22 protein-coding genes are annotated in these 26,026 nt (G+C 65.0%); 6 read left to right on the forward strand and 16 right to left on the reverse strand.

Features of this window, described 5'->3' with window-relative positions; genetic code table 11:
* Position 1 precedes the first annotated feature (1 nt).
* The 4 genes from ACUYV6_RS10900 to hflX form a co-directional block, all read right to left on the reverse strand.
* Positions 2 to 895, reverse strand: a complete 894-nt coding sequence (locus ACUYV6_RS10900; protein WP_449278694.1) for a methylenetetrahydrofolate reductase — start codon at positions 893 to 895, stop codon at positions 2 to 4.
* Positions 892 to 2,067: a hypothetical protein gene (locus ACUYV6_RS10905; RefSeq protein ID WP_449278695.1), complete on the reverse strand. Its 1,176-nt coding sequence runs from the start codon at positions 2,065 to 2,067 to the stop codon at positions 892 to 894. Before ACUYV6_RS10905 ends, ACUYV6_RS10900 begins: the two co-directional genes overlap by 4 nt.
* A gap of 1 nt (position 2,068) precedes the next feature.
* The gene (metE, locus tag ACUYV6_RS10910) at positions 2,069 to 4,399 is read right to left on the reverse strand and encodes a 5-methyltetrahydropteroyltriglutamate--homocysteine S-methyltransferase (RefSeq protein ID WP_449278696.1); all 2,331 of its coding nucleotides are present in this window, start codon (positions 4,397 to 4,399) and stop codon (positions 2,069 to 2,071) included.
* A 129-nt stretch (positions 4,400 to 4,528) separates the two neighbouring features.
* A complete protein-coding gene (gene hflX / locus ACUYV6_RS10915) occupies positions 4,529 to 6,145 on the reverse strand; it encodes a GTPase HflX (RefSeq protein ID WP_449278697.1) in 1,617 nt (538 codons plus the stop codon).
* 61 nt (positions 6,146 to 6,206) lie between these two features.
* On the opposite strand from hflX, the gene ACUYV6_RS10920 reads away from it, so the two are divergent.
* On the forward strand, positions 6,207 to 6,833 hold the full coding sequence (locus ACUYV6_RS10920; protein WP_449278698.1) for a class I SAM-dependent methyltransferase: 627 nt from the start codon (positions 6,207 to 6,209) through the stop codon (positions 6,831 to 6,833).
* Between the two features lie 32 nt (positions 6,834 to 6,865).
* Here ACUYV6_RS10920 and dapF read toward each other — a convergent pair whose 3' ends face one another.
* On the reverse strand, positions 6,866 to 7,768 hold the full coding sequence (gene dapF / locus ACUYV6_RS10925) for a diaminopimelate epimerase (RefSeq protein WP_449278699.1): 903 nt from the start codon (positions 7,766 to 7,768) through the stop codon (positions 6,866 to 6,868).
* 175 nt (positions 7,769 to 7,943) lie between these two features.
* Between dapF and ACUYV6_RS10930 the strand changes: the two genes are divergently transcribed.
* Positions 7,944 to 8,276, forward strand: a complete 333-nt coding sequence (locus tag ACUYV6_RS10930) for a PadR family transcriptional regulator (protein WP_449278700.1) — start codon at positions 7,944 to 7,946, stop codon at positions 8,274 to 8,276.
* Positions 8,273 to 9,322 (forward strand): permease prefix domain 1-containing protein, encoded by a 1,050-nt coding sequence (locus ACUYV6_RS10935; protein WP_449278701.1) that lies wholly within the window; start codon positions 8,273 to 8,275, stop codon positions 9,320 to 9,322. The genes ACUYV6_RS10930 and ACUYV6_RS10935 overlap by 4 nt, the downstream gene beginning before the upstream one ends.
* 17 nt (positions 9,323 to 9,339) lie before the next feature.
* Here ACUYV6_RS10935 and miaA read toward each other — a convergent pair whose 3' ends face one another.
* From miaA to ACUYV6_RS10985, 10 genes are all read right to left on the reverse strand, one after another.
* Complete coding sequence (gene miaA / locus ACUYV6_RS10940; protein ID WP_449278777.1) at positions 9,340 to 10,299, reverse strand: tRNA (adenosine(37)-N6)-dimethylallyltransferase MiaA; 960 nt, start codon at positions 10,297 to 10,299, stop codon at positions 9,340 to 9,342.
* 20 nt (positions 10,300 to 10,319) lie between these two features.
* Complete coding sequence (gene miaB, locus ACUYV6_RS10945; RefSeq protein WP_449278702.1) at positions 10,320 to 11,858, reverse strand: tRNA (N6-isopentenyl adenosine(37)-C2)-methylthiotransferase MiaB; 1,539 nt, start codon at positions 11,856 to 11,858, stop codon at positions 10,320 to 10,322.
* Positions 11,859 to 11,957: 99 nt separating this feature from the next.
* Complete coding sequence (locus ACUYV6_RS10950) at positions 11,958 to 12,821, reverse strand: regulatory protein RecX (RefSeq protein ID WP_449278703.1); 864 nt, start codon at positions 12,819 to 12,821, stop codon at positions 11,958 to 11,960.
* A gap of 17 nt (positions 12,822 to 12,838) precedes the next feature.
* On the reverse strand, positions 12,839 to 13,903 hold the full coding sequence (gene recA, locus ACUYV6_RS10955) for a recombinase RecA (protein ID WP_449278704.1): 1,065 nt from the start codon (positions 13,901 to 13,903) through the stop codon (positions 12,839 to 12,841).
* 597 nt (positions 13,904 to 14,500) lie between these two features.
* Positions 14,501 to 14,731 carry a DUF3046 domain-containing protein gene (locus ACUYV6_RS10960; protein ID WP_449278705.1) on the reverse strand — a complete coding sequence of 77 codons (231 nt, stop codon included), beginning with the start codon at positions 14,729 to 14,731 and terminating at the stop codon, positions 14,501 to 14,503.
* 22 nt (positions 14,732 to 14,753) lie between these two features.
* Positions 14,754 to 15,080 carry a helix-turn-helix domain-containing protein gene (locus ACUYV6_RS10965; RefSeq protein WP_449278706.1) on the reverse strand — a complete coding sequence of 109 codons (327 nt, stop codon included), beginning with the start codon at positions 15,078 to 15,080 and terminating at the stop codon, positions 14,754 to 14,756.
* A gap of 127 nt (positions 15,081 to 15,207) precedes the next feature.
* The gene (locus ACUYV6_RS10970) at positions 15,208 to 15,759 is read right to left on the reverse strand and encodes a CinA family protein (protein ID WP_449278707.1); all 552 of its coding nucleotides are present in this window, start codon (positions 15,757 to 15,759) and stop codon (positions 15,208 to 15,210) included.
* A complete protein-coding gene (gene pgsA, locus ACUYV6_RS10975; RefSeq protein ID WP_449278708.1) occupies positions 15,756 to 16,376 on the reverse strand; it encodes a CDP-diacylglycerol--glycerol-3-phosphate 3-phosphatidyltransferase in 621 nt (206 codons plus the stop codon). Before pgsA ends, ACUYV6_RS10970 begins: the two co-directional genes overlap by 4 nt.
* Positions 16,376 to 19,396 (reverse strand): DNA translocase FtsK, encoded by a 3,021-nt coding sequence (locus tag ACUYV6_RS10980; protein ID WP_449278709.1) that lies wholly within the window; start codon positions 19,394 to 19,396, stop codon positions 16,376 to 16,378. The genes pgsA and ACUYV6_RS10980 overlap by 1 nt, the downstream gene beginning before the upstream one ends.
* Before the next feature lie 63 nt (positions 19,397 to 19,459).
* Positions 19,460 to 20,806 (reverse strand): peptidoglycan DD-metalloendopeptidase family protein, encoded by a 1,347-nt coding sequence (locus ACUYV6_RS10985; protein WP_449278710.1) that lies wholly within the window; start codon positions 20,804 to 20,806, stop codon positions 19,460 to 19,462.
* 192 nt (positions 20,807 to 20,998) lie between these two features.
* Here ACUYV6_RS10985 and murJ point away from each other — a divergent pair, with 192 nt between their 5' ends.
* The 3 genes from murJ (at position 20,999) to ACUYV6_RS11000 (ending at position 24,852) form a co-directional block, all read left to right on the forward strand.
* Entirely contained in the window at positions 20,999 to 22,624 is a 1,626-nt protein-coding gene (gene murJ, locus ACUYV6_RS10990; protein WP_449278711.1) for a murein biosynthesis integral membrane protein MurJ, read from the forward strand.
* Positions 22,625 to 22,715: 91 nt separating this feature from the next.
* Complete coding sequence (locus tag ACUYV6_RS10995) at positions 22,716 to 23,813, forward strand: lipid II:glycine glycyltransferase FemX (protein ID WP_449278712.1); 1,098 nt, start codon at positions 22,716 to 22,718, stop codon at positions 23,811 to 23,813.
* A gap of 97 nt (positions 23,814 to 23,910) precedes the next feature.
* A complete protein-coding gene (locus tag ACUYV6_RS11000) occupies positions 23,911 to 24,852 on the forward strand; it encodes a lipid II:glycine glycyltransferase FemX (protein ID WP_449278713.1) in 942 nt (313 codons plus the stop codon).
* 85 nt (positions 24,853 to 24,937) lie between these two features.
* Here the strand turns inward: ACUYV6_RS11000 and ACUYV6_RS11005 are convergent, their stop codons facing one another.
* Positions 24,938 to 26,023, reverse strand: coding sequence for a lipid II:glycine glycyltransferase FemX (locus ACUYV6_RS11005; protein WP_449278714.1), 1,086 nt, complete (start codon positions 26,021 to 26,023; stop codon positions 24,938 to 24,940).
* Positions 26,024 to 26,026: the final 3 nt, after the last annotated feature.

The raw sequence follows: 26,026 nt of genomic DNA on the forward strand, positions 1-26,026 counted from the left end.
GTCAGCGATCCACCATGTCGAGTTCGCGCAGCACCGCGAGCACCTGCTCGTGACGGTTGAAGGTGTAGAGGTGAATCGATGGCGCGCCGCCTGCGATCAGCTCTCGGGCGAGTGCCACGGTGAAGTTGACTCCGAGGTCTGGCGCGTAGCCGCCCGCCTCCTCCATCGCGACCTCGAGCGCTGCCGGAGCCGGCTGTCCGGCCAGTGAGGCCACTTTGCGGAGTTGAGCACTCGTCGAGACCGGCATCAGGCCGGGAAGGATCGGGATCCGAAGGCCCGCGCTCTTCGCATCCGCTGCGAACGACAGGTACTCCTCGGCGTGAAAGAAGAGCTGCGTGATCGCGAGGTTTGCACCCGCCTCTTGTTTCTCGATCAGCCACTCGATGTCGGCGGTGCGACTGCGCGAGAGCGGGTGCCCATTGGGGTAGGCCGCGACCGCCGTGCGGCCGACGCTCGTCAGCGGAGGGCGCTCGGCACGAGCCTCGGCGATGAACTCGACGAGTTCCTTCGACGTCAGCGATCCGGCGACGACCGGATCGCTCTCGTCGGTGCCCCGAGGCGGGTCGCCCCGCAACGCAAGGAAGTCGTGGATGCCTGCATCCATGATGTCGTGCACCGTGCGCCGCAAGTCGTCCTTCGACTCTCCCACAGTGGTGAGATGCGCCATCGGCAGCGCATCGGTGTGCTCGCGGAGATACTTGAGCAGATCACGCGAAGCATCGCGGTTGGAGCCATTCGCGCCGTAGGTCACGGAGATGAAGTCCGGTCCCGCTGCAGAGAGGTGCTGCACGGCGTGACCAAGCGCCAAGGCCGCTGCACCGGTGCGCGCGGGGAAGACCTCGAAGGAGAACCGGACGCGTGTGGCTGCGCTGCCCGTGAGCAGCAACGGCGTCACGAGGCCGCCCCGTTCAGTTCTTCGCCGGCGAGCAGCGTCCCGCGCACCCGGGCCGCGATCTTCGCGAAGGCGACGTCGCGCGCGAAGTCAGGCGATCCGTGGCGCGGCTTCTCATCGATGATGTAAGGCGAGAACCCGCAGTCGTCGGTCGAACCGAGCAGCTCCGGCGGAATGAAACGGGCCGCTTTGACCAGCTGATCCCGAACTTCCTCAGGGGTCTCGAGCTTCGGGCTCGTCGGGTTCGTCACACCGAGCAGCACCCGCGGCACTGCTTCCCCGCGTCTCTCGATGCGCTGCAATTGCCTGCCGACGAGACGTGCGACCCGTTCAGGATCTTCCTCGCTCGCCGCCTGCACCAAGAAGTAACCGGCTTCGATCTGGAAGAGCTCCGGAATCAGTTCGGCATAGTCAACGTCGGCGCTGTGCGCCGAATCCCGGTCGTTTCCAGGGCAGGTATGCACACCGATTGCGGGGCGCAGATCTGGACGCACGCGGTCGAGCACCCGATTCACCAGGTCGATGAACCCCTCCAGCGCGTCAGGGCCGGCCCAGGGCGCTCGAATGTCCTGCCTCAAGGCGAGACGCCCCTCGGTGAAGTCGATCGACACCCGAGCGGCGCCGGCCTCGAAGCATCGCTCGATGTCTTCGGCGCACCCGGCGACAACGTCATCGAGAAACTCGGCCCGGCTGTAGTCGGGCAGCCCCTCCTCCGGCACCATGAGCGACAGCATCGAAGGCGAGATGACGGCCTGCTTCAGCGGACCGTCGGTGAATCGACGCGCACCACGAACATCATCGGCCGCCCAGGCGCGGAATCGGAACGGCGCCTTCGAGAGACCTGGGATCACACGATGATGGCCGTCCGCGAAGACCGCGAACACCGGACCCTCAGTGACATCCTCAGTGCCGAGGGGATAACTCGCGAAGCTCTCTCGCCGCTGCTCGCCATCACTGAGAATCGGCGACCCGGTCTCCCCCAGCTTGGCCAGTGTGTCTCGCACAGCAGCATCTTGAGCCGCGTGGAGCTGGGCGATCGGCACGAGACCCGTCGCCGCATCAAGCACGATCTGCTGCAGCGCAGCGGGACGCGGAATCGATCCGACCTGTTCGGTAGGAAGCTCATCCTGCGGCCAGAACCCTGTCGGGTCGTTGGCGGTGCGCTCGGTCGTCACGCTATCCATTCTCGCGCACGGCGCGAGCCGCAAGCACGAGATTGGTCAGACTCGCGACCGTCTCCTCGTAACCACGGGTCTTCAGACCGCAGTCGGGGTTGATCCAGAGCTGCTCGCCGGGAATACGAGACGCAGCAATCCTCACGAGCTCGGCCTGCTCCTCGACGCTCGGCACACGCGGCGAGTGGATATCGTAGACGCCCGGCCCGATCCCTCGCGAGTAGCCGTGATCGCCGAGCGGCTCCACGACATCCATGCGGCTGCGAGCGGCCTCGATGGAGGTCACATCGGCGTCGAGGCCATCGACCGCGTCGATGATCTCACCGAACTCGGAGTAGCAGAGGTGCGTGTGCACCTGCACGTCGGCAGCGGCACCCGAGGTGGCGAGACGGAACGCGCCGACAGACCACTCGAGGTAGGCGGTCTGGCGATCCTTATCGAGCGGCAGCAGCTCGCGCAGAGCGGGCTCGTCGACCTGCACGATCTTGATGCCGGCCCCGACCAGATCATCGATCTCGTCGCGCAGCGCGAGAGCGACCTGCTCAGCACTGTCAGCGAGAGGCTGATCGTCGCGCACGAACGACCACGCCAGAATGGTGACCGGCCCGGTGAGCATGCCCTTGACCGGCTTCTCGGTCAGGGACTGCGCGTACGCCGACCAGGAGACCGTCATCGGTGCAGGACGCGACACGTCGCCCCACAGGATCGACGGACGCGTGGCCCGCGTGCCGTAAGACTGCACCCAGCCGTTCTCGGTGACGGCAAAGCCATCGAGCAGCTCTGCGAAGTACTGCACCATATCGTTGCGCTCGGCTTCGCCGTGCACGAGAACATCGAGACCGATCTCCTCCTGCAGACGAATGACGCGCTCGATCTCTTCACGCAAGAAGCCCTCGTAGGCGGCCTCATCGATCTCTCCGCGAGTAAACGCTGCGCGAGCCTTACGAATCTCGCCGGTCTGCGGGAACGAGCCGATGGTGGTCGTCGCAAGCTGCGGAATGTTCAGCGCGTGCTGGGCATCCCGGCGCTCCTGCTCGTCCACGCGGCTGCGATCAGCAGCGGTGACCGCAGCGGCGCGCTCACGAATCTCGTCGACTCGCACACCGGGGGCAGAGGCGCGGTCCGCAAGAACACGGTCGACTTCAGCGAGCTCGTCCTCGATCGCTGCGGCCCCTTCGGTGAGTCCCTTCGCGAGCACGACGACCTGTTCGACCTTCTGGTCGGCAAAGGCGAGCCACGACTTCAGTCGCTCATCGAGCTTCGTCTCGTCCGCAACGGTGTGCGGGACGTGCTGCAGGTTGTTCGAGGTGCCGACGACGGTGGAGATGCCCGAGCGCTGCAGGCTCTCGGCGGTGCCGAATGCCTGACGCAGGTCGGTGCGCCAAATGTTGCGGCCGTCGACCACGCCGGCGACGAGCTGCTTGCCGGTGAAGGCCTGTGCGAGCTCACCGGAGTCATGCGCCTCCAGCGGCAGAGTGCCGCGCACGACGTCGACATGTACGGCTTCGACCGGCAGAGCCGCCAGACGCAGCAGCGCACGCGATGCATCGCCGTACGGTGTGGTGATGAGGATCTGCGGGCGCTCGGATCCCACGGCCCGACCACCGAGCGCTGCGTAGGCACGCTCGACAAGCGCAAGCGTCTCCTCGCGAGACACCGAGAGCGAGTCCGAGACGAGCGCGGGCTCGTCGAGCTGGATCCAGCCGGCTCCAGCCGCGGCAAGCGCACCGAGCAGTTCGCCGTACACCGCGACTACTTCGTCGAGGCGGTCGATCGGCGCGAAGCCCTCACCGGCCTCATCAGAGGCCTTGGCGAGCAGCAGGTAGGTCACCGGACCAACGAGTACGGGGCGGGAATCGATTCCCTGCTTCTGCGCCTCGGCGAGCTGCTCGACGAGGGCACTCGGGTTCGCGGCGAACGGGGTCCGCTCATCGATCTCGGGAACGCTGTAGTGGTAGTTCGTATCGAACCACTTGGTCATCTCCAGGGGCTGATGATCCTTATCGCCGCGTGCGAGCGCAAAGTACTTCACGAGGTCGCTGCCCTCGACATCAGCGAAACGCTGCGGAATCGCGCTCAGCGCGAGCGTGGCATCGAGCACCTGATCGTAGAAGCTGAAGCTCTCCGGCACGGCTGCACCCCTGGCAGTGAGCCCCAGCTCGACGAGGTGCGCACGCGTTGTCGCACGCAGCTCGCGTGCGGTCTCGACGAGCTCCGCCTCGGAGATCTTCGCTTTCCAGAACGACTCGACCGCTCGCTTGAGCTCGCGGTGGCGTCCGATGCGCGGGTAGCCGAGAATGGTTGCGTTGGACAGGGGCGACGTTGCAGGCATAGTTTCCTTCGCGGTTGAACTCAAGGATCGTGACGCGAGTCGCGCCTTCCCGTGGAATGTCCTAAAGGTACCAACTTCTGCGGACTTCTCACCGTGCGTTTCGCTCTGTTACCGCAGGGCACGGTCAAGTTACGCCGCGATGAAGGGTTCGAGCTTTGCGATCATCTCGGCCGTCACCAGCGCGCGGACTCGTGTGCCCTGCTCCACATACTCGGTCTCGAGCACCCGATTGCGCTCGTGCAGTTCGGCAACGAGTTCGCCGCGATCGTAGGGCACGATGACATCGACTTCGCGATCCGGAATCGGCAGCGCCGCATCGATGCGGGTGCGCAACTCTTCAAGTCCCTCGCCCGTACGCGCCGACACGAAGACGGCATCAGGCGCGAGGCCGTGCAACACGATCCGCTGGGAGTCGTCGATCAGGTCGGACTTGTTGAAGGCCACGACTTCGGGAATGCTCTGCGCTTCGACTTCCGCAATCACGTCGCGCACGGTCTGCAGCTGAGCTGCAGGATCGGGGTGCGAACCGTCGACGACATGCAGGATCACGTCGGCCTCTCCGACTTCTTCAAACGTCGACCGGAAGGCCTCGACGAGCTGATGCGGCAGATTACGCACGAAGCCGACAGTATCGACGTACGTAAAGCGGCGTCCGTCCTCGGTCTCGGCGTGCCGCACGGCGGTGTCGAGTGTCGCGAAGAGCTGGTTCTGCACGAGTTCCTGTTTGCCCGTGAGCCGGTTGAGCAGGCTCGACTTGCCTGCGTTCGTGTACCCGGCGATCGCGACCGATGGCACCTCACCGCGCCTGCGGTTCGCCCGCTTGGCCTCACGAGCAGGTCCGAAGCCCTGAATCTGCTTGCGCAGCTTCGACATGCGGGTGTGAATCTTCCGGCGATCCAACTCGATCTTCGTCTCACCCGGGCCGCGGGATCCCATGCCGGCCCCGGCCGCACCGACCTGACCACCGGCCTGACGCGACATCGACTCGCCCCAACCACGCAGACGCGGCAGCAGGTACTCGAGCTGCGCCAGCTCGACCTGCGCCTTGCCCTCACGGCTCTTCGCATGCTGGCTGAAGATGTCAAGAATCACCGCAGTACGGTCGATGACTTTCACCTTGATGACGTCTTCGAGTGCGCGCCGTTGGCTCGGCGCGAGCTCGGTATCGGCGATCACCGTGTCCGCACCGAGAGCTGCGACCATGTCTGCGAGCTCCTGCGCCTTGCCCTTCCCGAGGTATGTACTCGGATCGGGGTGAGCACGGCGCTGCAGCATGCCATCGAGCACTCGGGCACCGGCGGTCTCCGCCAACGCCGCGAGTTCGCGCAATGAGTTCTCGGCGTCTTCGGTCGATTTCTGCGAGTAGACGCCGATGAGCACGACGTTCTCGAGCCTGATCTGGCGATACTCGACCTCGGTGACGTCTTCGAGCTCGGTTGAAAGCCCCGGCACACGTCGGAGGGAAGCACGCTCTTCGCGCTCCATGCGGATCGCATCAAGATCTTCAGAGAGAGAATCGTGCGCCTCATCACCGAGAGCCTGCGCGGCACCGAGATCGCGGATCGCGGCATCGCGAATCACTGTCGCGCTGCCCGCGCCCGAGGCGCGTTCGAGCACCCGGTCGAGAGGATCGGGGCGGGAGGCAGGAACCGGGTTGGCCGTCGTATCTTGCTCGGCCGCATCACCTGCCGTGTCGGGCCGGTGTTCAGTGGTGTTGGAGCGGTCGCTCGAAGATTGATTCGTCATCTGATGACCAGCCTACTCCGCATCACCTCGACGGTCACCCGTCGAATGGGATACTGGGTCGGTGAGCGAGCACTATTTCTCGTCGGCACCGACCGGCGACTTCACCCCGCGTGAGATCGAGGTCGAGTTGGCCGGAGCACCGCGTCGACTCGTGACCGCAGGCGGTGTCTTCAGCCCGGAACAGCTCGATCGAGGCACCGCGATCCTCTTGAAGCAACTCGACCGCGCCCGAGTCGACGAAGATCTCGACGGCGCCGACCCGCGATTGCCGATGCTCGACATCGGGTCAGGGTGGGGCCCGATCGCGCTCGGAGCAGCCCTCACGCATCCGAATCGCGAAGTCTGGGCCGTCGAAGTGAACGAGCGTGCGCGAGCGCTCTGCCAGATGAACGCCGAACGCCTCGGCCTCGGCAACGTGCACGTCGCAGCACCCGACGAGGTGCCCGATGAGCTGCGTTTCGCTGAGATCCGTTCGAACCCGCCGATTCGAATCGGCAAGGAAGAGCTGCACGGGATCCTGCGCACCTGGTTGCCACGGCTCTCCCCGGGCGGCGCCGCCTTCCTCGTCGTCGCAAAGCACCTGGGTGCTGATTCACTGCAGCGATGGATCTCGCAGACCTTCACCGACCTCGAGGTGTCGCGACTCGCTCGAGACAAGGGTTTTCACGTCCTCGAGGTGCGCAGCTGATGCGCGGTGCTTTATTTCGGGCCCGCATCTAGCTAGGGCAGCTCGATCTCGCCGGAGTAGACGAGCTCGGCCGGCCCGCTGAGTGACACATGCTCGCCCGAACCGGTCTCGAACATCCGCACCACCAGGACTCCACCCGGCACCTGGACCTGCCAGTGATTCGGCATGCCTGCGCCACCCCAATGCCGGAAGGCGAGTGCCGCGGCCGCCGTACCGGTACCGCATGAGAGCGTCTCACCCGAACCGCGCTCGTGCACGCGCATCCTGATCCGTGCGACGCCGTCTTCGACGAGCGGCTCGTCAGGCACCACGAACTCGACGTTCGCTCCCGAGGCAGGCGTCGGGCTCAGCCCCGGAGCACGCGTGAGGTCAAGGCCGTCGAGCTCACCCGCGTGGGCGAGCGCCGTAACGATGTGAGGATTGCCGAGATCAATGCCGAGCCCAGGCCGAGCTACGTCGAGGCCCACAGCAGTGACCAGCGGTTCGTCACCGAGCCGTTCGGGGTCGAGGCGCCAACGACCGAGATCCACTGTGTAACCCGAGGGGCCGGGCACCACATCTTTGACTCCGGCCCGCGTGCCGATCGGCAGGGTGTCTGTCGGACCATCGGGGTCCGCGGCAGCAACCAAGCCCTGGGCGATCAAGTAGTGGGCATACACGCGGATACCGTTCCCGCACATCTCTGCGGGGGTGCCGTCGGCGTTCCAGTAGTCCATGAACCACTCGGCTTCCGGTTCGGCTGCGAGAATCTGCTGCCCCTCGGGAAGTGCCCGCGACCGAATCGCGCGGATGACACCGTCTGCGCCGATCCCGAACCGGCGGTCGCACAGCAGACGGATCCGCTCAGGGGTGAGCTCGACGTTGCCGTCGGGGTCTGTGAAGAGCACGAAATCGTTGCCCGTGCCGTGCCCCTTCGTGAAGGCGAGTGTCGTCATCACTCCATTCTAGAGCCAGCGCACTCACGCAGACGAAGATGAAGTTGCTTGACGTACTACGACAGACATAATATGTTGAACGCAGTACGGATGCAGCACAGCACGGATGCAGCACAGCACCGATACATCATCGGCACAGATACATCAACAGCACAGCAGCACACCTGGAGGACGCATGATCAGCGCAGACGCGATTCGCGGCAACGTCGATCTCATCGTCCTGTCACTGCTGCGTACCGCACCCTCCTACGCTTACGACCTCGCCCGAAGCATCGGCGAAGTCGCCGGAGACGCCTACACCATCAAACAGACCACCCTCTATTCAGCGGTGAAGCGCCTGGAATCTAGCGGGCTCGTCACCTCGTATCCCGGAACCTCTGAGTCGGGAAAACCGCGCACGTACTATCAAATTACGCCCGAGGGCCTCGTACACCTGGCTCAGAAAGCTGCCGAATGGCGGCGCACCAAGGCCGTCGTCGACCGTTTCACGGAAGGAATCGACTCATGAATGTCATCACCGCCTACCTGGAAACCATGTTCAGCACCTACCCTCAGACTCCGCGCATGCTGGAGGCGAAGGGAGAGTTGCAGGGCATGATGGAAGACGCCTATTCCGCACTCATCGCCGAGGGCCACAGCGAGAATGAGGCTGTCGGACGAGTCATCACCGAGTTCGGCAATCTCGATGAGGTTGCGCCCGTGCTCGGCATCACCTCCGAGATCGCGCCTCCGTCCGCCGTAGCGACCCAGGCCCCGGGCGACACCGCGCAGGCGACCACGCCGGCTGCACCACCCGTCACCCAAGAGGAAGCGGAGGGATACGCGAGCGCACAGGAGCGCACCCGGTTCCGTATCGGCATCGCCATCGTGCTCTTCGTGCTCTCACCGATCCTCATCATCTCTCTGCCAGCCGCAGTGGAGAGCGGTGCGCTCGCCCTCTCGGTCGGAGTCGCCACGACGATCGGCATCACGGCGCTGCTCATACTCGTCGCAGTCGGAGTACTCACCCTGGTCAGCACCTCCCGCGACCTCGCGCCGTACAAGCACATCGAGGAGCAACGGTTCACGCCGACGCCCTCGGTCACGCGCTGGGCCGAGTCGCTCGCACAGCAGCACGAGCGAAGCCGCATCCGAGGGCTGCAGGTCGCAGTGTCGTTCTGGATCCTCTCCCCCGCACCTCTCATCGCGCTTTCACTACTCATGGAGTCCTCCCCGTACAGCGAGCTCTGGACGGTACTCGGCGTCGTCTGCGTGCTCATCTTCGTCGCGATCGGGCTTGCCGTGCTGTTGCCGCGCACCTGGGCGCACACCGTACTCGAGAAGCTCAGCCGCACCGGCCAGGCTCGAGGCGCTGGCGATGATGGGGAACCCAGCGTGATCGGCATCATCGCAGCCTTCTACTGGCCGATCCTGGTGGCGATCTTCCTCGCCTGGAGCTTCATCGGCGACGCCTGGGGGTCGTCGTGGATCATCTGGCCGATCGGCGGCGTGCTCTTCGGAGCCATCGCAGCGGGCGGCGGCGCGCTCGAGAGCTACCGCAAGTCCAAGCGATGATCCCGGCAGCGCCGCGCTCAGTCGACCTGAATCGCGGCGAGATCTGGGCCGTCGACCCACTCGATCCCGGGGTACCGCTTGAACCAGCTCACCTGGCGGCGCGCATAGCGCCGGGTCAGGGCCTGAGTCTCAGCAATTGCCTCGGCCTCACTCGCCTCGCCCTGGAGCTGCGCGAGCGCCTGCGCATAGCCGATCGCACGGCTCGCGGTCGGGCCTTCGGCGATCCCTTCTGGTAGCAGACCCCTGACCTCTTCGAGCAGGCCGTCCGCCCACATGCGCTCGACCCGACGGTCCAGACGCTCCACTAGTGCCCCGCGCTCGCAGTGCACTCCGATGATGCGCATGGGCCGGTGATCCGGAACCGGTTGCCAGTGCGCCGGCTCGGATGGGAGCACGACCTGCGCATCTCCTCCGAGCAGAGCTACTTCGAGCGCGCGAACGACCCGTCGCGGGTTCCGCGCATCGACACTGTCTGCGACCTCCGGTGCCAGTCCGCGCAGGCGCTCGAGCAACGGCGCGACACCGTCTTCGTCGAGTTCTCGCTCGAGCTCGGCGCGCACTCGTGCATCACGAGGCGGGAAGCGGAAGTCGAAGATCGCGCTCGAGACGTAGAGCCCGGATCCACCCACGAGTATTGCGTCTTTGCCATCGTGCAGCAGCTCGGTGATGATCTCACGCACACGAGACTGGTAGCGCGCCACCGTGGCTTCTTCGCTCGGGGCGAGAAGGTCGAAGAGGTGGTGGCGGATCCCTCGGCGTGCACCCATCGGCACCTTGGCGGTGCCGATATCCATACCCCGGTAGAGCTGCATCGCGTCAGCGTTGATGATCTCGGCCGTGCGCCCGATCCCCTCAATCGCTTCGGCGAGATCGAGCGAGAGCTCCGACTTGCCGGTGCCGGTGGCGCCGACTATCGCCCAGATACGGGGAGGAGATGTGGAGTCAGCGGCACGCGCAGCAGGATCGCCGAGCCGCAATACGGAGTCCGGATTTTCGGTCAAGAGCTCGCTGTACGGATCATGGGCATACCGAGCCCGACTGTCGCCGGGGCTCCGCCAGCGGGAGCCGGGACACCGCAGCTTTCTGCCTGGCTGCGATCCCACGCATTACCCGCGCGAGTGCGTCGCAGTCGGTACGAAGTTGTGTCATCGGCGATGAGGAAGTGCGGGGCCGCATCGGTCACACGCACTGTGACGGCGTCGCCGGGCCTCGGAAGCTCAGCGCCTTCGGGCAGTGCGAAGTGCACCAGGCGGTTGTCTTCGGCGCGGCCGGAGAGCCGATGAGTCGCTTCGTCTTTCTTCCCTTCGCTCACGGCAACCAGCACTTCGAGGTCGCGGCCGATCTGGGCCTGATTTTCTTCGAGCGAGATGCGCTCTTGGAGCGCGATGAGACGTTCGTACCGTTCTTGCACCACGGCCTTGGGCACCTGATGCTCCATGGTCGCGGCCGGTGTGCCCGGCCGGATCGAGTACTGGAAGGTGAAGGCACTCGAGAAGCGTGACTGTTCGACCACGCGAAGCGTGTCTTCGAAGTCCTCGTCGGTCTCGCCCGGGAAACCGACGATGATGTCGGTGGTGATGGCGGCATCGGGAATCTGCTCTCGAACGCGTTCGAGAATCCCGAGGAAGCGCTTGGAGCGGTAGGAACGCCGCATCGCCTTCAGTACTGCGTCGGAACCTGATTGCAGCGGCATATGGAGCTGCGGCATGACGTTCGGGGTCTCGGCCATCGCTGCGATCACGTCGTCGGTGAACGCTGCGGGGTGCGGGCTCGTGAACCGCACACGTTCGAGGCCTTCGATAGTGCCCATCGCGCGCAGCAGCTTGCTGAATGCCTGTCGATCACCGAATTCGACACCGTAAGTGTTGACGTTCTGACCGAGGAGTGTGACTTCGACGGCGCCGTCATCTACGAGCGCTTGCACCTCGGCGAGGATGTCTCCCGGGCGTCGGTCTTTCTCTTTGCCGCGCAGGGCGGGCACGATGCAAAAGGTGCAGGTGTTGTTGCAGCCGACCGAGATGGAGACCCAACCGCTCGACACGGAATCTCGTTTCGTCGGCAGCGTGGACGGGAATACTTCGAGGGATTCGAGGATCTCGACCTGCGCTTCGGCGTTGTGCCGCGCTCGTTCGAGCAGCGTCGGGAGCGACCCCATGTTGTGGGTGCCGAAGACGACATCGACCCAGGGCGCCTTCTCGACGATCGTGCCCTGGTCCTTCTGCGCGAGGCAGCCGCCGACGGCGATCTGCATGCCTTCGCGCTGTCGTTTCACACCGGCGAGATATCCGAGATTGCCGTAGAGCTTGTTGGCGGCGTTCTCGCGCACGGCGCACGTGTTGATGACGACAACGTCGGCTTGCTCGGGTTCGTCAGCTGCGACATAGCCGGCAGCTTCGAGTGAGCCGGAGAGTCGCTCGGAGTCGTGCACGTTCATCTGGCACCCGAGCGTGCGGACGGTGTAGCTACGGGGAGATCCGTCGGAGCGAAGGGCTGCGGGCGACGGGTCGATGACGACGGGGTCGGCTGCAATGGTCATACGGAGGATTCTACCGCCGCCGGGACATTGCCTCGTGTCGCGTGCGTGCGCGTGCAGTTCTGAGCATGATTTGTGACTCGTACGTGCGGGATGCGTCGATCAGCGGAAGCGGACCCCGGAACTGGTGTGGAGACTCCCCACGTTGTCGAGTGCTTCGCGTGCTGCACGCGCAGCTCGTTCACCCGACCAGCCGCGTCGGGCGAGAAATCCGAGCAGTCGGCGTTCGGCGGTCTGACGATCGAGATCGGCGAGCCGTCTCGCCCGCTCCTCGGCCGCCGTACGCAGCAACTCGTGCTCTTCGTCATCGTCGAGTTCGGCAAGCACCGTCTCAATGATGTGATCGGAGAGCTGCCGCTCGCGCAACTTCACCCGGATCTGTGTACGACTGGCGCGCTTACGCTCGCGGAGGCTTTCCATGGTTGTGCGGGCGAGCCCCAGGTCATCGAGGTAATAGCTGCGTTCGAACTCGTCGAGGACGTCTTCGATATCACCGGCCGAATGCTCTCGGGAGAACAGCTCACGCCGGAGTTCGCCTCGGGATCGAGCCTTGCGAGCGAGCAACCGCACGGCGTCTTCCGAACACCGTGCGGCAGCATCTTCGGGGTCCGTTGCAGCATCTGCGGCAGCTGCGGAAACCTCTGCTACAGAAGCCTCCGCTGCAGAAACCTCAGCGGCATGGCTCTCTGCGGCAGAGCCCTCCGACCCCGAGTCCGCATCAGTCTCGGCACGAACCAGTGCTTCCCGAGCTCGCTCGAGACGGGAGGCAGCGCCACGCTCAGCCTTCCGAGCTGCAAGGCCGATGACTGGCGGATCGCTGGACTCGCGGCTCCCGCCTTCCACCCGCGGCTTGTTCGTCGACCGCGGGAGCCGCGAGCGGAACTCGATGACCTCGGCAAGGTCGGCACGGTCTTGCCGAGTCGGCGAGGTCTCGTCGCCTTCCGAAGGAACGAATCGCACTGCCATCCTGCGCTGCTCCGGACCTAGGCGCTGACCCGCTGCTCGGGCGTCGGCGCCTCAATATCAGCGACAGGCTCGGCTTCTTCACTGCGCCCGTTCACTCCGAGCTTCGTGAGGATCTTCTCCTCGATCTCGGCTGCGATATCGGGATTCTCGATCAGGAAGCGCCGGGCGTTCTCCATTCCCTGCCCGAGCTGATCGCCGTCGTAGGTGAACCAGGAACCGCTCTTCTTGATGAAGCCCTGCTCCACGCCATAGTCGATGAGCGAGCCCTCGCGAGAAATGCCAACGCCGTAGAGGATGTCGAACTCCGCCTGTTTGAAGGGCGGCGCCATCTTGTTCTTCACCACCTTTACTCGAGTACGGTTACCGACCGCGTCGGTGCCGTCCTTGAGCGTCTGGATGCGTCGAATATCAAGACGCACAGATGCGTAGAACTTGAGGGCCTTGCCACCCGAGGTGGTCTCGGGACTCCCGAAGAAGACCCCCACCTTCTCACGCAACTGGTTGATGAAGATCGCTGTCGTCTTCGTCGCATTCAGACCACCAGTGATCTTGCGCAGTGCCTGCGACATCAGGCGCGCCTGCAGACCAACGTGACTGTCGCCCATGTCGCCGTCGATCTCAGCCTTGGGCACCAGCGCCGCAACCGAGTCGATGACGACAAGATCAACGGAGCCCGAGCGGATGAGCATGTCTGCGATCTCCAGCGCCTGCTCCCCCGTATCGGGCTGCGAGACGAGCAGGGAGTCGATGTCGACACCGAGCTTCTGCGCATACTCCGGATCAAGTGCGTGCTCGGCATCGATGAACGCCGCGATTCCGCCGGAACGCTGCGCATTCGCAATGGCATGCAGCGTCAGCGTCGTCTTACCGGATGACTCGGGCCCGTAGATCTCGACGATACGACCGCGCGGCAACCCCCCGATACCGAGTGCGACGTCAAGCGCCACCGACCCGGTCGGGATCACATCTACAGCCTCGCGCTCAGCGCTGCCGAGACGCATGATCGCGCCCTTACCAAACTGACGGTCGATCTGCGAGAGTGCGGCTTCGAGCGCCTTTTCTCGGTCCTTGGGTGCGGCCATGTTCTGCTCCTTAGCGTTGTGCGACGAGTCGCGGTTGCTGCCTACCGGCTGTCTCGGCACCGGCGAGCCGGTGCAGACAAGGCATTCAGTGTTCTGTGGTTCTCACCGTAGGCGGCACCTCCGACATTCAGTGCCGGAGGCATCGTTCTGTGGGCAAGGAGGCCACGAAAAGCACCTGTGGATGACGATAGCACCAGTCGAACACATCTTCGAACATGGCTTTGGCGTGTCGGATCGACCCCGGGACTGCAGACATCAGCTGCGCGACGGAGGCCCCGAGAGCAACAAGACCCCAGCACCAGAACAGCAGGGGATTCGCTAAAGGGGCGGGCGCCGGAGATTCGAGCCGGACGCCCGCCCCGCCCGTCCGCTTGCACGGACGAGCGCGTATCTACCCCACAGTGCAGGCACTTCCCCGACAGCCGATATTCATCAGACTTAGGAAATGCTTGCCTTATTAGATTATGCGGAAACGCAACCGACCGCAAGGAATCCGAGAATTCTTGTCACGAATCGGCTTCATCGCCCGCCAACTTCATCGCCCGCCGACTTCATCGCGCGCATCGGCATCGTCATGCGGGCGGCGGTCGTGGTCAATCAGCCGCGCGGTCCCCGAGGCTCGGTCAATCCGCGCCCATGCCGCCGCGCGAGCGGAACTTGCAGGTCTTCGCAGAGCGCCGCCCAGACCTCGCGTACCGATACACCGCGCTCCAACGCATCTGCTGCGGTACCGCCAAGCGCGGCGACCCAATGGTCACGGATGAGCACCCCGGAATAGGCCTCTCCGAATTCTTCTGCGCAGGCGCGCTTGAATTCACTGCGCTTCACGCGCGAGCTCCTCGCCGTCCGTTCAGGGCTGCGGCAGCAATTCCGGCGAGAAACCGTTGACGAGCTCGTCAGGCACAGTGTCTGGCACACGCGACGAGAGCGGTGCGCTCAGCCCCTCGATGACAGCCATCCGGGAACCGACTTCATTCAGAATCACTGAGAGCGGCGTCTCGAGAGCATCGGCCACCGCGGCGAGGATCTCGCTCGAAGCTTCCTTTTGGCCGCGCTCCACCTCACTGAGGTACCCCAGAGCCACACTCGCCTCACCGGCGACCTGCCTCAGCGTACGACCCTTCTGGAGACGGAAGTCACGCAGCACATCGCCGATCTCCTGACGAAACAGCACCATGCGCATCCTCCACTTCGCGTCCGGGGTTCCACCGGACTCTTATTTCCTCCGCTGATGAGACTACTCCCCCAGCGGGACACCTCCATTGTGCAGGCTGTCACTGGAAGTAACCCAGAGATTACTCTCTCTATTCCTGAGTCTTTGCTGAACTTGAGCTGACACGACTCAAGTATTCGATCAGAAGCTGCACTGCCTCTGCCACGGCAGCCTCGCGGATCGCCTCCCGATCTCCTGCGAATTCGAGGGGAACTGCCACTTCCCCAAACTCCGACGACACCGCAATCCAGACGGTTCCAGCGGGAAGCCCGGTCTGCGGGTCTGGCGCCGGACCCGCAACTCCCGTCGTTGCCAGACCCACATCGGCGAGCGCCAACTTCCCATCTCGCGTCGTTGCACAGCACGCCCGCACGCCCCGCGCCATTTGCTTCGCGACTTCGGCATCGACTGGGCCGACCCGCTCCAAGAGGTCGCCTTCGACGTGCAGAAGACGACGTTTCACCTCTGTGTCGTAGGCCACGACGCCCCCGGAGAACACTGCCGACGCACCCGGCACCTGCACGAATGCATCGGCAAGCAGACCACCGGTGAGCGACTCGGCAACGGCGATACGCCATCCCGATTTCTTGGCAAGCGCCAGAGCGACCGCAGCGGTCTCCCACTCAACCGTTGCCTCAGTCACTTCTCCACCCGCCCGGATCGCAAGAAGTTGACGACGTAATCGATCCCACTCGCGACTGTCAGCACGACGGCAATCGACATCACCGCGGTGTTCACCCAGTTCATCCAATCGCCCAGCACCTGCGGGAACGGCATGAGCGCAAGTGTGATCGCGACCGACTGCGCAACGGTCTTCACCTTGCCCATCCATGCTGCTGCCAGCACGACGGTGCGCGCTTCGAACAGACGATGGATCGTCACCCCGACCTCGCGCACCATCACCAGGATCGTCACCCACCAGGGAAGCTCGGCGAGGATGGATAGGCCGATCAGTGCACCACCGATCAGGAACTTATCGGCGATCGGGTCGAGCAGCTTGCCGAGGTCGGTGATCAGCCCGCGGGATCGCGCAAGGTAACCGTCCCAGGCGTCGGTCGCGATCGCAACGACGAAGAACGCAGCCGCTCCCCACCGCAGCGCCCCCATCCCGCCACTGTCAGCAAGCAGCATCCAGATGAAAAACGGTGTCGCAACGATGCGCGTCCCCGTAATGACATTCGGCGCATTCCAGTTGCTCGGCTTCGCGTTCACGGACGCGGGGCCTTCAGCAGAAGACGCGTCTGACGCAGAATCGGCCATCAGTCACGCCCCGTCAGCTGCCAGGCGTCCAGGTCATCTTCTCCATCGACTTCCTCGAGGTTCGACTGGTAACGCCCGACAGGGTCGTCGTATCGCTCGTCGCCGAACCCGCCACGGTCTCTACTTTCCACAATTCGCTCTGTGGGAACGCCGTTCTCCTGGTCCGCCTGCGCTGACCAGTCGTCGGCTGCCTCGGACACGTCCGCATCGCGTCGAGACTGAGATGCTTGCGAAGCTTGTAGCATCTGCGGCTCATGCGCCGGTGGTGCGGGTTGAGCCGTCGCCTGGGCTGCAGGAGGAGCCGTCGCGGATCCCGACGCGGTCCCCGAGATTCGGGCCAGCACATCTGGAAGCTGATCCGGTGTCACCAGCACATCGCGCGCCTTCGACCCTTCCGACGGCCCCACGATATCGCGGGACTCCATGAGATCCATCAGGCGCCCGGCCTTCGCGAAGCCGACGCGCAACTTTCGCTGCAGCATTGACGTCGATCCGAACTGCGAGGTCACAACGAGCTCAACTGCGGCGAGCAAGACCTCGAGATCATCGCCGATATCGGCGTCGATCTCCTTCTTCTCAGCGGCCTGTGTCACGTCGGCACGGTATTCCGGTCGAGCCTGTGCCTTGACGTGTTCGACGACCCGTTGAATCTCAGACTCCTGCACCCAGGCGCCCTGCACGCGAATCGGCGTCGAGGTGCCCATCGGCAGGAACAGCCCGTCACCCTGGCCGATCAGGCGATCAGCGCCGGGTTGGTCGAGGATGACGCGGGAGTCGGTCACCGAGGCGACGGCGAATGCGAGTCGACTGGGCACGTTGGCCTTGATCAAACCCGTGACCACGTCGACCGACGGTCGTTGCGTGGCGAGGATGAGGTGGATTCCCGCGGCTCGGGCGAGCTGCGTGATGCGCACGATCGAGTCTTCGACATCTCTCGGAGCGACAAGCATGAGGTCGGCGAGCTCGTCGACGACGACGAGCAGGTAGGGGTAGGGCTTCAGCACGCGCTGGCTGCCCTCCGGCAGCACGATCGAGCCGGATCGTACGGCCTCGTTGAAGTCGTCGATGTGACGGAACCCGAAGCTTTGCAGGTCGTCATACCGCATGTCCATCTCTTTCACGACCCACTGCAGCGCTTCGGCCGCCTTCTTGGGGTTCGTGATGATGGGAGTGATGAGATGCGGCACACCCTGGTAGATCGTCAATTCGACGCGCTTCGGGTCCACGAGCACCATGCGCACGTCAGCCGGCGTGGCGCGCATCAGGAGACTCGTGATCATCGAGTTCACAAAGCTCGACTTGCCCGAGCCCGTTGAACCGGCGACGAGCAAGTGCGGCATCTTCGCAAGGTTCGCGACCACGAACCCGCCTTCGACATCCTTGCCGACACCGATGGTGAGGGGATGGGTGCTCCGCTTCGCCTTACCCGAGCGCAGCACGTCGCCAAGAGCGACGTTCTCACGATCTTTGTTAGGGATCTCGATGCCGATCGCCTTCTTCCCCGGGATCGGCGACAGAATGCGAATCTCGTTCGACGCGACGGCGTAGGCGAGGTTCTTCGACAGTGCCGTGACCTTCTCGACCTTGACGCCGGGGCCGAGTTCGACCTCGTACTGCGTGACGGTCGGCCCCCTCGAGAAACCGGTGACGCTCGCATCGACCTTGAACTGGGCGAGCACCTCGGTGATCGCCGCCATGATCTCGTCATTGACCGCAGTGCGTTCTTTGGCCGGTTCGCCCTGCGACAGCGCTGACTGGTCGGGCAGCAGGTAAGCCGGCTCAGGTGCCGGGGCATGTGCGGGCGCCACCACGAAGGGCCGCGATTCGTTCGACCTCGGCACGTCTCCGGTATCGAGCGGTGATGCCGGCGCATCATCAGGCGAATCATCCACGAGACCCGAAGCAGCAGTCGCTCCGCCACTCGCGGCAGCGGCCACTGCGGCTTCCGCCTGCTCCAGGTCTCCGAAGAGGTTCTCCGGGAATGAATCGGTCACGGCGGGAGCCGGCTCGAGCGCTGAATCGAAGGCGCGATCCCGATTCCTGGTCGGTGCTGCCCCCTCAAGCGCTCGCTCGATGCCCTCACGATCCGCGGCGTACTCGGGGTCTTCTTCCCGACCCGAATCTGTGCGCCGCCACCACGGCAGCGCACCGGTCGTGGTGTCCGACTCCTCCTGCTCGAGGTCGAACAGCGCATCGCTCGACTTCCGCCGCTTCCAACGAGACCCCGAATCAGCAGGTTCTGCATCGTCCGCCGCTTGCGTGGACGAGGCGCCGTCGTCGGCGCTCCCCGCTTCCGAACTGGCATCGTCCTGTGCGCCGAAGAGGTAGACGTACGCTTCACGCAGGCGTCGCGCGATGCGCCCGGGAGGCGTCTTGGTAATGATCAGCAGTGACAGCGCCAGGAGAATGGACAGCACCGGTACCGCCACCCATACGGTGAGCGCACTGAGCGGAGCCCCGATCATCCAGCCGACGATGCCCCCGGCCTCGGCGAGCGCGGGCATGCTGCCTTCCTGGGGGCTCGGCTGACCACCGAAGACATGGCACAGCCCTGAAGCACTCATCACGGCAATCGCGAGGCCGATCGCGATACGCCGATTGTCAGTGACACTCGACGGATGATTGAAGAGCCACAGGGCGAACCCGATCATGACGATCGGCAGGCCAAATGCCACCCGCCCGAAGAGACCACCGAAAGTCCAGGCATCGAGCTGCACCGCGACCGGGCTGCCGATGAGGAACCATTCGACCACCACACCCGCGATCGCCAGCAAGACCAACGCGAAGGGGATGCCGTCACGACGGTCGGCAGGATCCAAGGGCTCGGAACGGAAGGCGCGGGCAACTCCCCCGAGCCCGTGCGCGAGCCCGCTCCATGCACGCACTGGAATGGGTTCACTGCTGCGCTCTGGTTCGGCGAGCACCTTCGTCTTCGCCGTCGTCGCCTTCGCAGCGGTCGTTCGACCGCCTCGTGCGCTCGACGAGGACTTCTTCCGACTCGCGGGGGCCTTACTGACCATAGGACTACGGTACAAGCCGCCGCCGACAACCCGGCGGAACCCGGTCGGCGCGGCCCATCTCCGCTAGAAGTAGACCCCGCGCGCGGCCATCGGCGGCCGCGGCGGCACGAACTGCCCGTACTGCAGCGTTGCGAAGTGCAGGTGCGGTCCGGTCGCACACCCGGTCGCACCGACATAGCCGAGCAACTGGCCCGCGCCTACACGCTGACCATTGGCGACGATGGGCGCACTGTTCTGGTGGGCGTACCAGGTCTCGAACCCGCCTCCATGGTCGATCTTGACCATGTTGCCGCCGCAGTACGGCCACCATCCGGAGAAGGTCACAGTACCGGCGCCCACGGCGTAAATCGGAGATCCGGCGCCCGTAGCAAGGTCGATTCCGGTGTGGCCTTCGTAACCCCACCACTCGGTGCTCACCCAGTACGAGCTGAGGGGCTTGCCCCAGCCGCCGCCGGTGCTGGGAGGAGGTGCGGTTCCGCCGCCACCTCCGCCACCGCCGCCACCGGTGCCGCCTCCGCCACCGCCGCCTCCGTTGCGGGCAGCCTCCTCGGCGGCGCGGCGAGCCGCTTCCTCTGCTGCACGACGTGCGGCTTCCTCGGCCTTGCGTCGAGCTTCTTCTTCCTGGCGAAGACGCTCCTCGTACCCCTTGACCGTCTTGGTGGTCTTATCCTTCAGTGCCTCGAGCTGCGTCTCGAGGGTCGTCAGCTGGTCCTCCTGCTCGATGAGCTCGAGACGCTTCTCTTCAGCAACCTGCTGAGCACGCTGATTCTCAGCTTCCGCCTCCTCGTAGAGGCGATCCCGCTCGGCTACCGCCTCCTCGGCCTGATCGCCGAGCGAAGCAGCCGTGTTCATCGCCTGCTGCGCCTCTTCCGAGATGGACGTGTTGCGCTCGGTAGCCTTCGACAGGAGGGCGAGACGCTCGAGCAGGGTATCCGCGGTATCGCCGTCGTCTTCGAGGAAGAGCTCGACGTTGCGATCGACCCCACCGGAGCGGTACATCTGGCCGACGAGCCCGGCAGCCTGCTCCGCGGTCTCATCTGCAAGCTTCTTGCTGCGCTTTGCTTCCTCGACCAGCTTGTCGGCGCGTTGCGCGGCCGTTTGCAGCTCTTCGTGGCGGTCCGCTGCAGCAGTCGCAGCGTCAGCGGCCTCTTGGCGGGTCTCTTCGACCTGCTTCTCGACGTCCTTGATCAGTCCTTCGATCTCCGTGACCTTCGCCGACGCCGACGATTGGCTCTGCTTCGCCTTCTGCACGTCGTCCCACGTGGGCAGCGACTGGTCGACGCCCTGTGCGGGAGAGGCCGAGACGGTGAGGTCCGTTCCGGCGAATCCGAGGCCGAACACCGCCGCAATCAGGGTGCCCGCAAGCAGTCGACGCGCGGTCGTGTGTCCTCGGTGTGCACTCGAAGCCATCCCGTGTGTCCCTCCCCTGATCAGACACGGTCAATGCGGATCTTGGTCGACCCGCTCGACATACCGTTACACCCTACCAGCGCCCCTTTCGGGCTGCCCGCTCAATTTTGAGCAGGTAGTCTGAGGCGTTGCGGCGCCGCCGGCGCCGGATCCAGCGCGCCAGCGCCCGAGGAAGAAAGTCGAGACTCCACTGTGGCTGCAGCGAACATCGGCAGGTCGAGTGCGATCATCGCGGCCGGCACACTCACCTCCCGCGTGCTCGGCCTGGTCCGCTCCATGGCCCTCGTCTACGCCATCGGCGCGGTCGGGCTCGCGGCGAATGCCTTCGCCACGGCCAGCCAGATCCCGAATACCATCTACACACTGATCGCGACCGGCGCGCTTACTGCCGTGCTCGTTCCCCAGATCACGAAAGCTGCTCTCGCCGCCGACGGCGGGCAACGCTACATCGACAAGCTCGTGACACTCACGATCGTCGGATCCTGCGCGATCATGGTCGTCGCGGCCGCCCTGACGCCGGCCTTCATCGGTTGGCTCGGCGCGAGCTGGGAGCCGTCGCAGGTACGACTCGCGACCGTCTTCGCCTACTGGTTGCTCCCGCAGATCCTCTTCTACTCCCTCTACACAGTGCTCGGCGAGGTGCTCAACGCTCGAAGCCTCTTCGGCCCCTACGCCTGGTCGCCGGTGCTCAACAATGTGCTCAATATCGCCGGACTCGTCGTCTTCGTGCTGCTCTTCGGCGCAGATCCGAACGGCGAGCGGGGGGCAGGCATCTGGTCCACCTCGGGCGAGGCACTCGTCGCAGGGTCGGCAACCGCGGGGGTCGCGGTGCAGGCGCTCGTACTCTTCGCGTTCTGGCGAAAGGCTCGACTCACCTTCCGGTTCGACTTCGGATTCCGAGGGGTCGGGCTGGGCACCATGGGGAAGGTCGCGATGTGGACCTTCTTCTCGGTCCTGCTGACTCAAATCGCAGGCCTCTACAACACCCGCGTCATGAACCTCGCCGCACAAGACGAGGCAGGTGTCGCCGCCTGGCAACTGGCCTCACTGATCTTCGTCCTGCCGCACTCGATCATCACGATCTCGCTGGTCACCGCTCGCTTTACCCGGATGAGCGAGAACGTTCACGCCGGCGATTACCGAGCGTTCACGTCTGACATCACGGCTTCCGCCCGCATGGCGGGATTCGCGATGATGTTCTTCACCGCGGCCATGATCGTGCTCGCGGTCCCGCTGATCCGCCTGATCCAACCGGGCGCGTCGCACGCGGTCGTCGACACCGTCTCGGTCGTACTCCTCGCGAATCTCGTGGGCCTCGTGCCGTTCAGCCTGCTCTTCGTGTTCAACCGCGGCTTCTTTGCACTGAGCGACACTCGCACGCCGTTCTTCATCCAGGCGGTGCAGTGCGTGGTCACTGTGGTGACCGCCATGCTGTGCACACTGCTGCCGACGGAACGCATCACGGCCACGATCACCCTCGTCGTCTCGATCACGTGGCTCGCGCAGATGATCACGACGTTCTTGTTGCTGCGTCGCCGGGTCGGTCTGCTGGGCGGGCGCGGCGTGCTGACCGGGGTCGTGCAGAACCTGTTGGGCGGACTCGTCGCTGCTGCAGCCGGCGTCTTCGTGCTGCAGCTGCTCGGAGGAACCGATCCTGGCGCACTGCCCGTCTCGTCGTTTGCCGGCTCCGTCCTGTCATGCGCGGTCGTGACCGCGGTCATGGCTCTGGTCTACGGCGGGGCTCTGGTGCTGCTGCGCAACCGCGAAGCGACCACGCTGCTGGGCCGGATCGCCCGCCTGCTCCCGGGTCGACGCTGAGCCGCCCGGATACACTGGACAATCGACCGAAGTCCGTGCTCAGAGACACGGTTACGGTCTGACCCGCATTCGACGAGAGGGATCGCCCGCCTTGACCCGCTTGACAGCCCGATACGCCCGCCCTGAGGAGATCGATCGCTGGGACGAGCTCGTCGCCCAGGTTCCCTCGGGCGGCGATTTTCTGCAGACGAAGGCGTACGCGGCGACGAAGGCCGCAGTCGGGTGGACGCCCCGCTATCTGGTATTCGAATCAGCTGGGGAGACTGTCTCGGCTGCGCTCGCGATCGAACGCCGGGTACCGACCGTCGGCCGTTACTGGTACCTGCCGCACGGACCGGGTGTGACCGATGCCGACGCACTCGAGCAGCACACCGCGGCATTGCGCGACTTCCTGCGCGAGCACGAACCAAGCGTGTTCGCAGCCACCATCGAGCCGCTTGTGCTCGACTCGACGGAGAACCGAGCGCAGCTTAACCGCTCGCTGGGGGAGCTCGGGGCGCACTGGCGAGACGGGATCCAGATCAATACGTTCACCGCGATCGTCGACATCGACCGCGACGACGACGCGCTGCTCGCAAGCTTCGATGCGAAGTGCCGCAACAAGGTGCGGCGCGGAGTGAAAGACCAGGTCGAGGTGCGCCAGTATCCGGCGACGCCCGAGACCTTCGCGCATATGCACCGACTGATGCGCCTCGTCGGCGGCGGCGGCAAGACCGATCTCGACCTGCGCCCCGAAGCGTATACGGAGCGCTTCTGGCGCGAGTTCACCGACGCCGGTCTCGGTTTCTTCTACGGTGTTCCAGGCTCCGACGGTGACCCCGCTGTCATGGCCTTCGTCATCCGCATCGGCGAGCGAGCCTTCTACAAGGATGGCGGTTCCGAGCGCCCCCGCACGACCCCGGGGATGGCAAACCTCATGCAGTACCGCATGATGATCGATGCCCGCGACGCCGGGATCAAGCGCTACGACCTCGTCGGCGTCCCGCCCACGGACCGCCTCGATGACCCGAACTATCGCAATCATTCGCTGGCGCCATTCAAGCTCTCCTTCGCACGCGAGGTCACCGAGTTCATCGGCGCCTACGATCTCGTCATGCATCAGGGCCGCTATCGTCGGTGGGAACGCTACGGCCTCAGTGTCGCCCAGAGGCTGCACCGCAAGATGTATAACGACACCGGAATGTATTAGCGGCGGCACGGTGCTGCGGGCGTCGGCCAGCGGCACCGGGTCAACCGACACCGTATCCGCTCACCAGCGGAGACACTGACAGCGGAGAACAGACACCATGGGACATTTCTTGCAGAGCTCGGCCTGGGCTGCGCTGCAGCGCGAGCTCGGCCGCACCGTCGTCTCGCTCGACGGCGATGGGTGGAGCGCGCAGGGCTATCTCGAGCGCGGCAAGCTGAACACCCGCCTCTACGTGCCCTATGGGCCCAGGCTCGCTCGCCCCGAGGCACTCGTTCCGGCCCTCGACGGGCTGCGTGCTGAGGCGAAGCGTCGCGGCGCGGCATTCCTGCGCGTGGAGCCGGTGCTCGATTCTCCCGAGCGCGATGAGCAGCCGGGCCTGAGCCCCGCCGTGCTCGAGGCCGCCGGATTGCGTCGTGTGGAGCGTCGTCAGCCTGAGCACACCCAACGCGTCGATCTCGCTCGCCCCTTCGACGAAGTGCTGCTCGAGATGCGGAAGACGAACCGGAACCTGCACCGCAACTACGCGAAGAAGGGGCTGAGCGTTCGCGTCAGCGATGCTCCCGAAGACATCGAGCACCTGATCCGTCTCCTGGGCGAAGTCTCCGACCGTACCGGGATGCACGCTCACGACAGCGACTACTTGCGCGCGCAGGCCCGCTCCCTCGTGCCGAGCGGCGATGCCAAGATCTACCTCGTCGATCTTGAAGGTGAGGATCTGCCCGTCGCAGCCTCCCTGATCTATGACGACGATGAGCGACGCTACTACGGTCATGCGGCCGCGGACACTGCGCATCGCAAGCTCTCACCCGGTCTCATCCTGGTGACCCAGATGATGCAGGACGCCCACGAGGCGGGTCTCGGCGAGTTCGACCTCTATGGCGTGGTGCCGCCCGAGGTCACCGACCATGCCTGGTCTGGGTTCAGCGACTTCAAGCGCTCCTTCGGAGGCCACCAGGTCGATTACTCCGGCACCTGGGAGCTGCCGGTCAAGCGGCTCAGCTACGCGGTGTACAACGCGGCGCGCAGGTTCATCGGCTAACCGGTATACCGGGCTGCTCGCTCATCGGGGCTGCCCGCTCATCGGGACGCTGGCCTCGACGGGCTGCTGACTCGGGCTCGACGATCTAGTAATACGGATCTTTGTGCACCGCGAGCGACCAGCGGCGCATGACGCGGTCACCGATCTTTGCCCAGACGGCATAGGCTCCGCGTCGCAATGGCAGGTCGAACGCACCCGCGTAATCAGTGATCTCCGGCGTAAACGAGCGCTTGAACTGCCCGACGCCGTGCAGCGGATGCGTCTTGTCATCGGAACGATCCGATGGCGGAGCACCGCAGAGATCGTGCGAGACCGCACCGCGCTCATTCGCCCAGCGCAGCACCTCCCATTGCAGGGCGTGCGACGCTCCGTACGCAGTCTTCGCACGTACTGAAGCACCGTCCTTGTACGTCGTCTTGCCGCCGAGCGCGATCGCGTACGCTCCGGCGACGAGCCGCAGCGTCCCCGACTCGTCTTCGCGGTGGGCGAGGAACATCTGGCCGTCGCCCGAGTGCGCGAACCGTTGCCAGAAGGCCCGGTAATAGTCTGCCGCGCGCAAGACGAAGCGGCCCTCGGCCGTCTCCTCGAGCAGTCGGTAGAGCTCGGCGCAGTGCTCGTCGGTGGCGGGCACGCGCGAGACGACGATGCCGTCGCGGCGTGCGCGGTTGATCGAGTTCCTGGCCTTCTTTCCGAGGCCGGCGAGCAACTCCTCGTCGGTGCGCACGCTGCCGCCCAGTTCGACGATCACCGTCGAGGGGTTCGGGATGATCCTGACCGAATCACGGTAGCCTGCGGCCCGAATCACGGTTCGCGCTTCGGGTCCGAGCCGTGGCTCGATCTTCAGCATGAAAGCTCCGTGCGAGCGGGCGAAGCGCCCGATGGCGTCGCACACGGCGAGCACGGCCACCGCGTCCTCCCCTGCCGGGCCGGCAGGCAGGTGCCACCACTCCCCCAGCAGCGGAACGCGCTTCGCGAGGATGCCGACGGCGACCTGCGGGAGCCCTGGGCGCTCGACGACGATGCGGTAGTCGCGGTACCCGCCCTCGGAGCGTTTGACATCGAGATAGGCGTCGCCCATCCAGACCTCACCGCCGCCCGGGTTCGCCGCGATCAGGGTATCCCAGTCCGCGCGCTCCGCCTCGGTCGCGAATCGTGCCGTGAGCAGGCTCACCGC

This window comes from Leucobacter sp. GX24907, assembly GCF_053567335.1.

Coding starts and splice junctions, on each gene's coding strand:
- metE (WP_449278696.1), bottom strand. CDS start 4,399: ATGCCTGCAACGTCGCCCCTGTCCAACGCAACCATTCTCGGCTACCCG.
- hflX (WP_449278697.1), bottom strand. CDS start 6,145: ATGACGAATCAATCTTCGAGCGACCGCTCCAACACCACTGAACACCGG.
- dapF (WP_449278699.1), bottom strand. CDS start 7,768: ATGACGACACTCGCCTTCACGAAGGGGCACGGCACGGGCAACGATTTC.
- ACUYV6_RS10930 (WP_449278700.1), top strand. CDS start 7,944: ATGATCAGCGCAGACGCGATTCGCGGCAACGTCGATCTCATCGTCCTG.
- ACUYV6_RS10935 (WP_449278701.1), top strand. CDS start 8,273: ATGAATGTCATCACCGCCTACCTGGAAACCATGTTCAGCACCTACCCT.
- miaB (WP_449278702.1), bottom strand. CDS start 11,858: ATGACCATTGCAGCCGACCCCGTCGTCATCGACCCGTCGCCCGCAGCC.
- ACUYV6_RS10950 (WP_449278703.1), bottom strand. CDS start 12,821: ATGGCAGTGCGATTCGTTCCTTCGGAAGGCGACGAGACCTCGCCGACT.
- recA (WP_449278704.1), bottom strand. CDS start 13,903: ATGGCCGCACCCAAGGACCGAGAAAAGGCGCTCGAAGCCGCACTCTCG.
- ACUYV6_RS10965 (WP_449278706.1), bottom strand. CDS start 15,080: ATGGTGCTGTTTCGTCAGGAGATCGGCGATGTGCTGCGTGACTTCCGT.
- pgsA (WP_449278708.1), bottom strand. CDS start 16,376: ATGGCCGATTCTGCGTCAGACGCGTCTTCTGCTGAAGGCCCCGCGTCC.
- ACUYV6_RS10980 (WP_449278709.1), bottom strand. CDS start 19,396: ATGGTCAGTAAGGCCCCCGCGAGTCGGAAGAAGTCCTCGTCGAGCGCA.
- ACUYV6_RS10985 (WP_449278710.1), bottom strand. CDS start 20,806: ATGGCTTCGAGTGCACACCGAGGACACACGACCGCGCGTCGACTGCTT.
- ACUYV6_RS11000 (WP_449278713.1), top strand. CDS start 23,911: ATGGGACATTTCTTGCAGAGCTCGGCCTGGGCTGCGCTGCAGCGCGAG.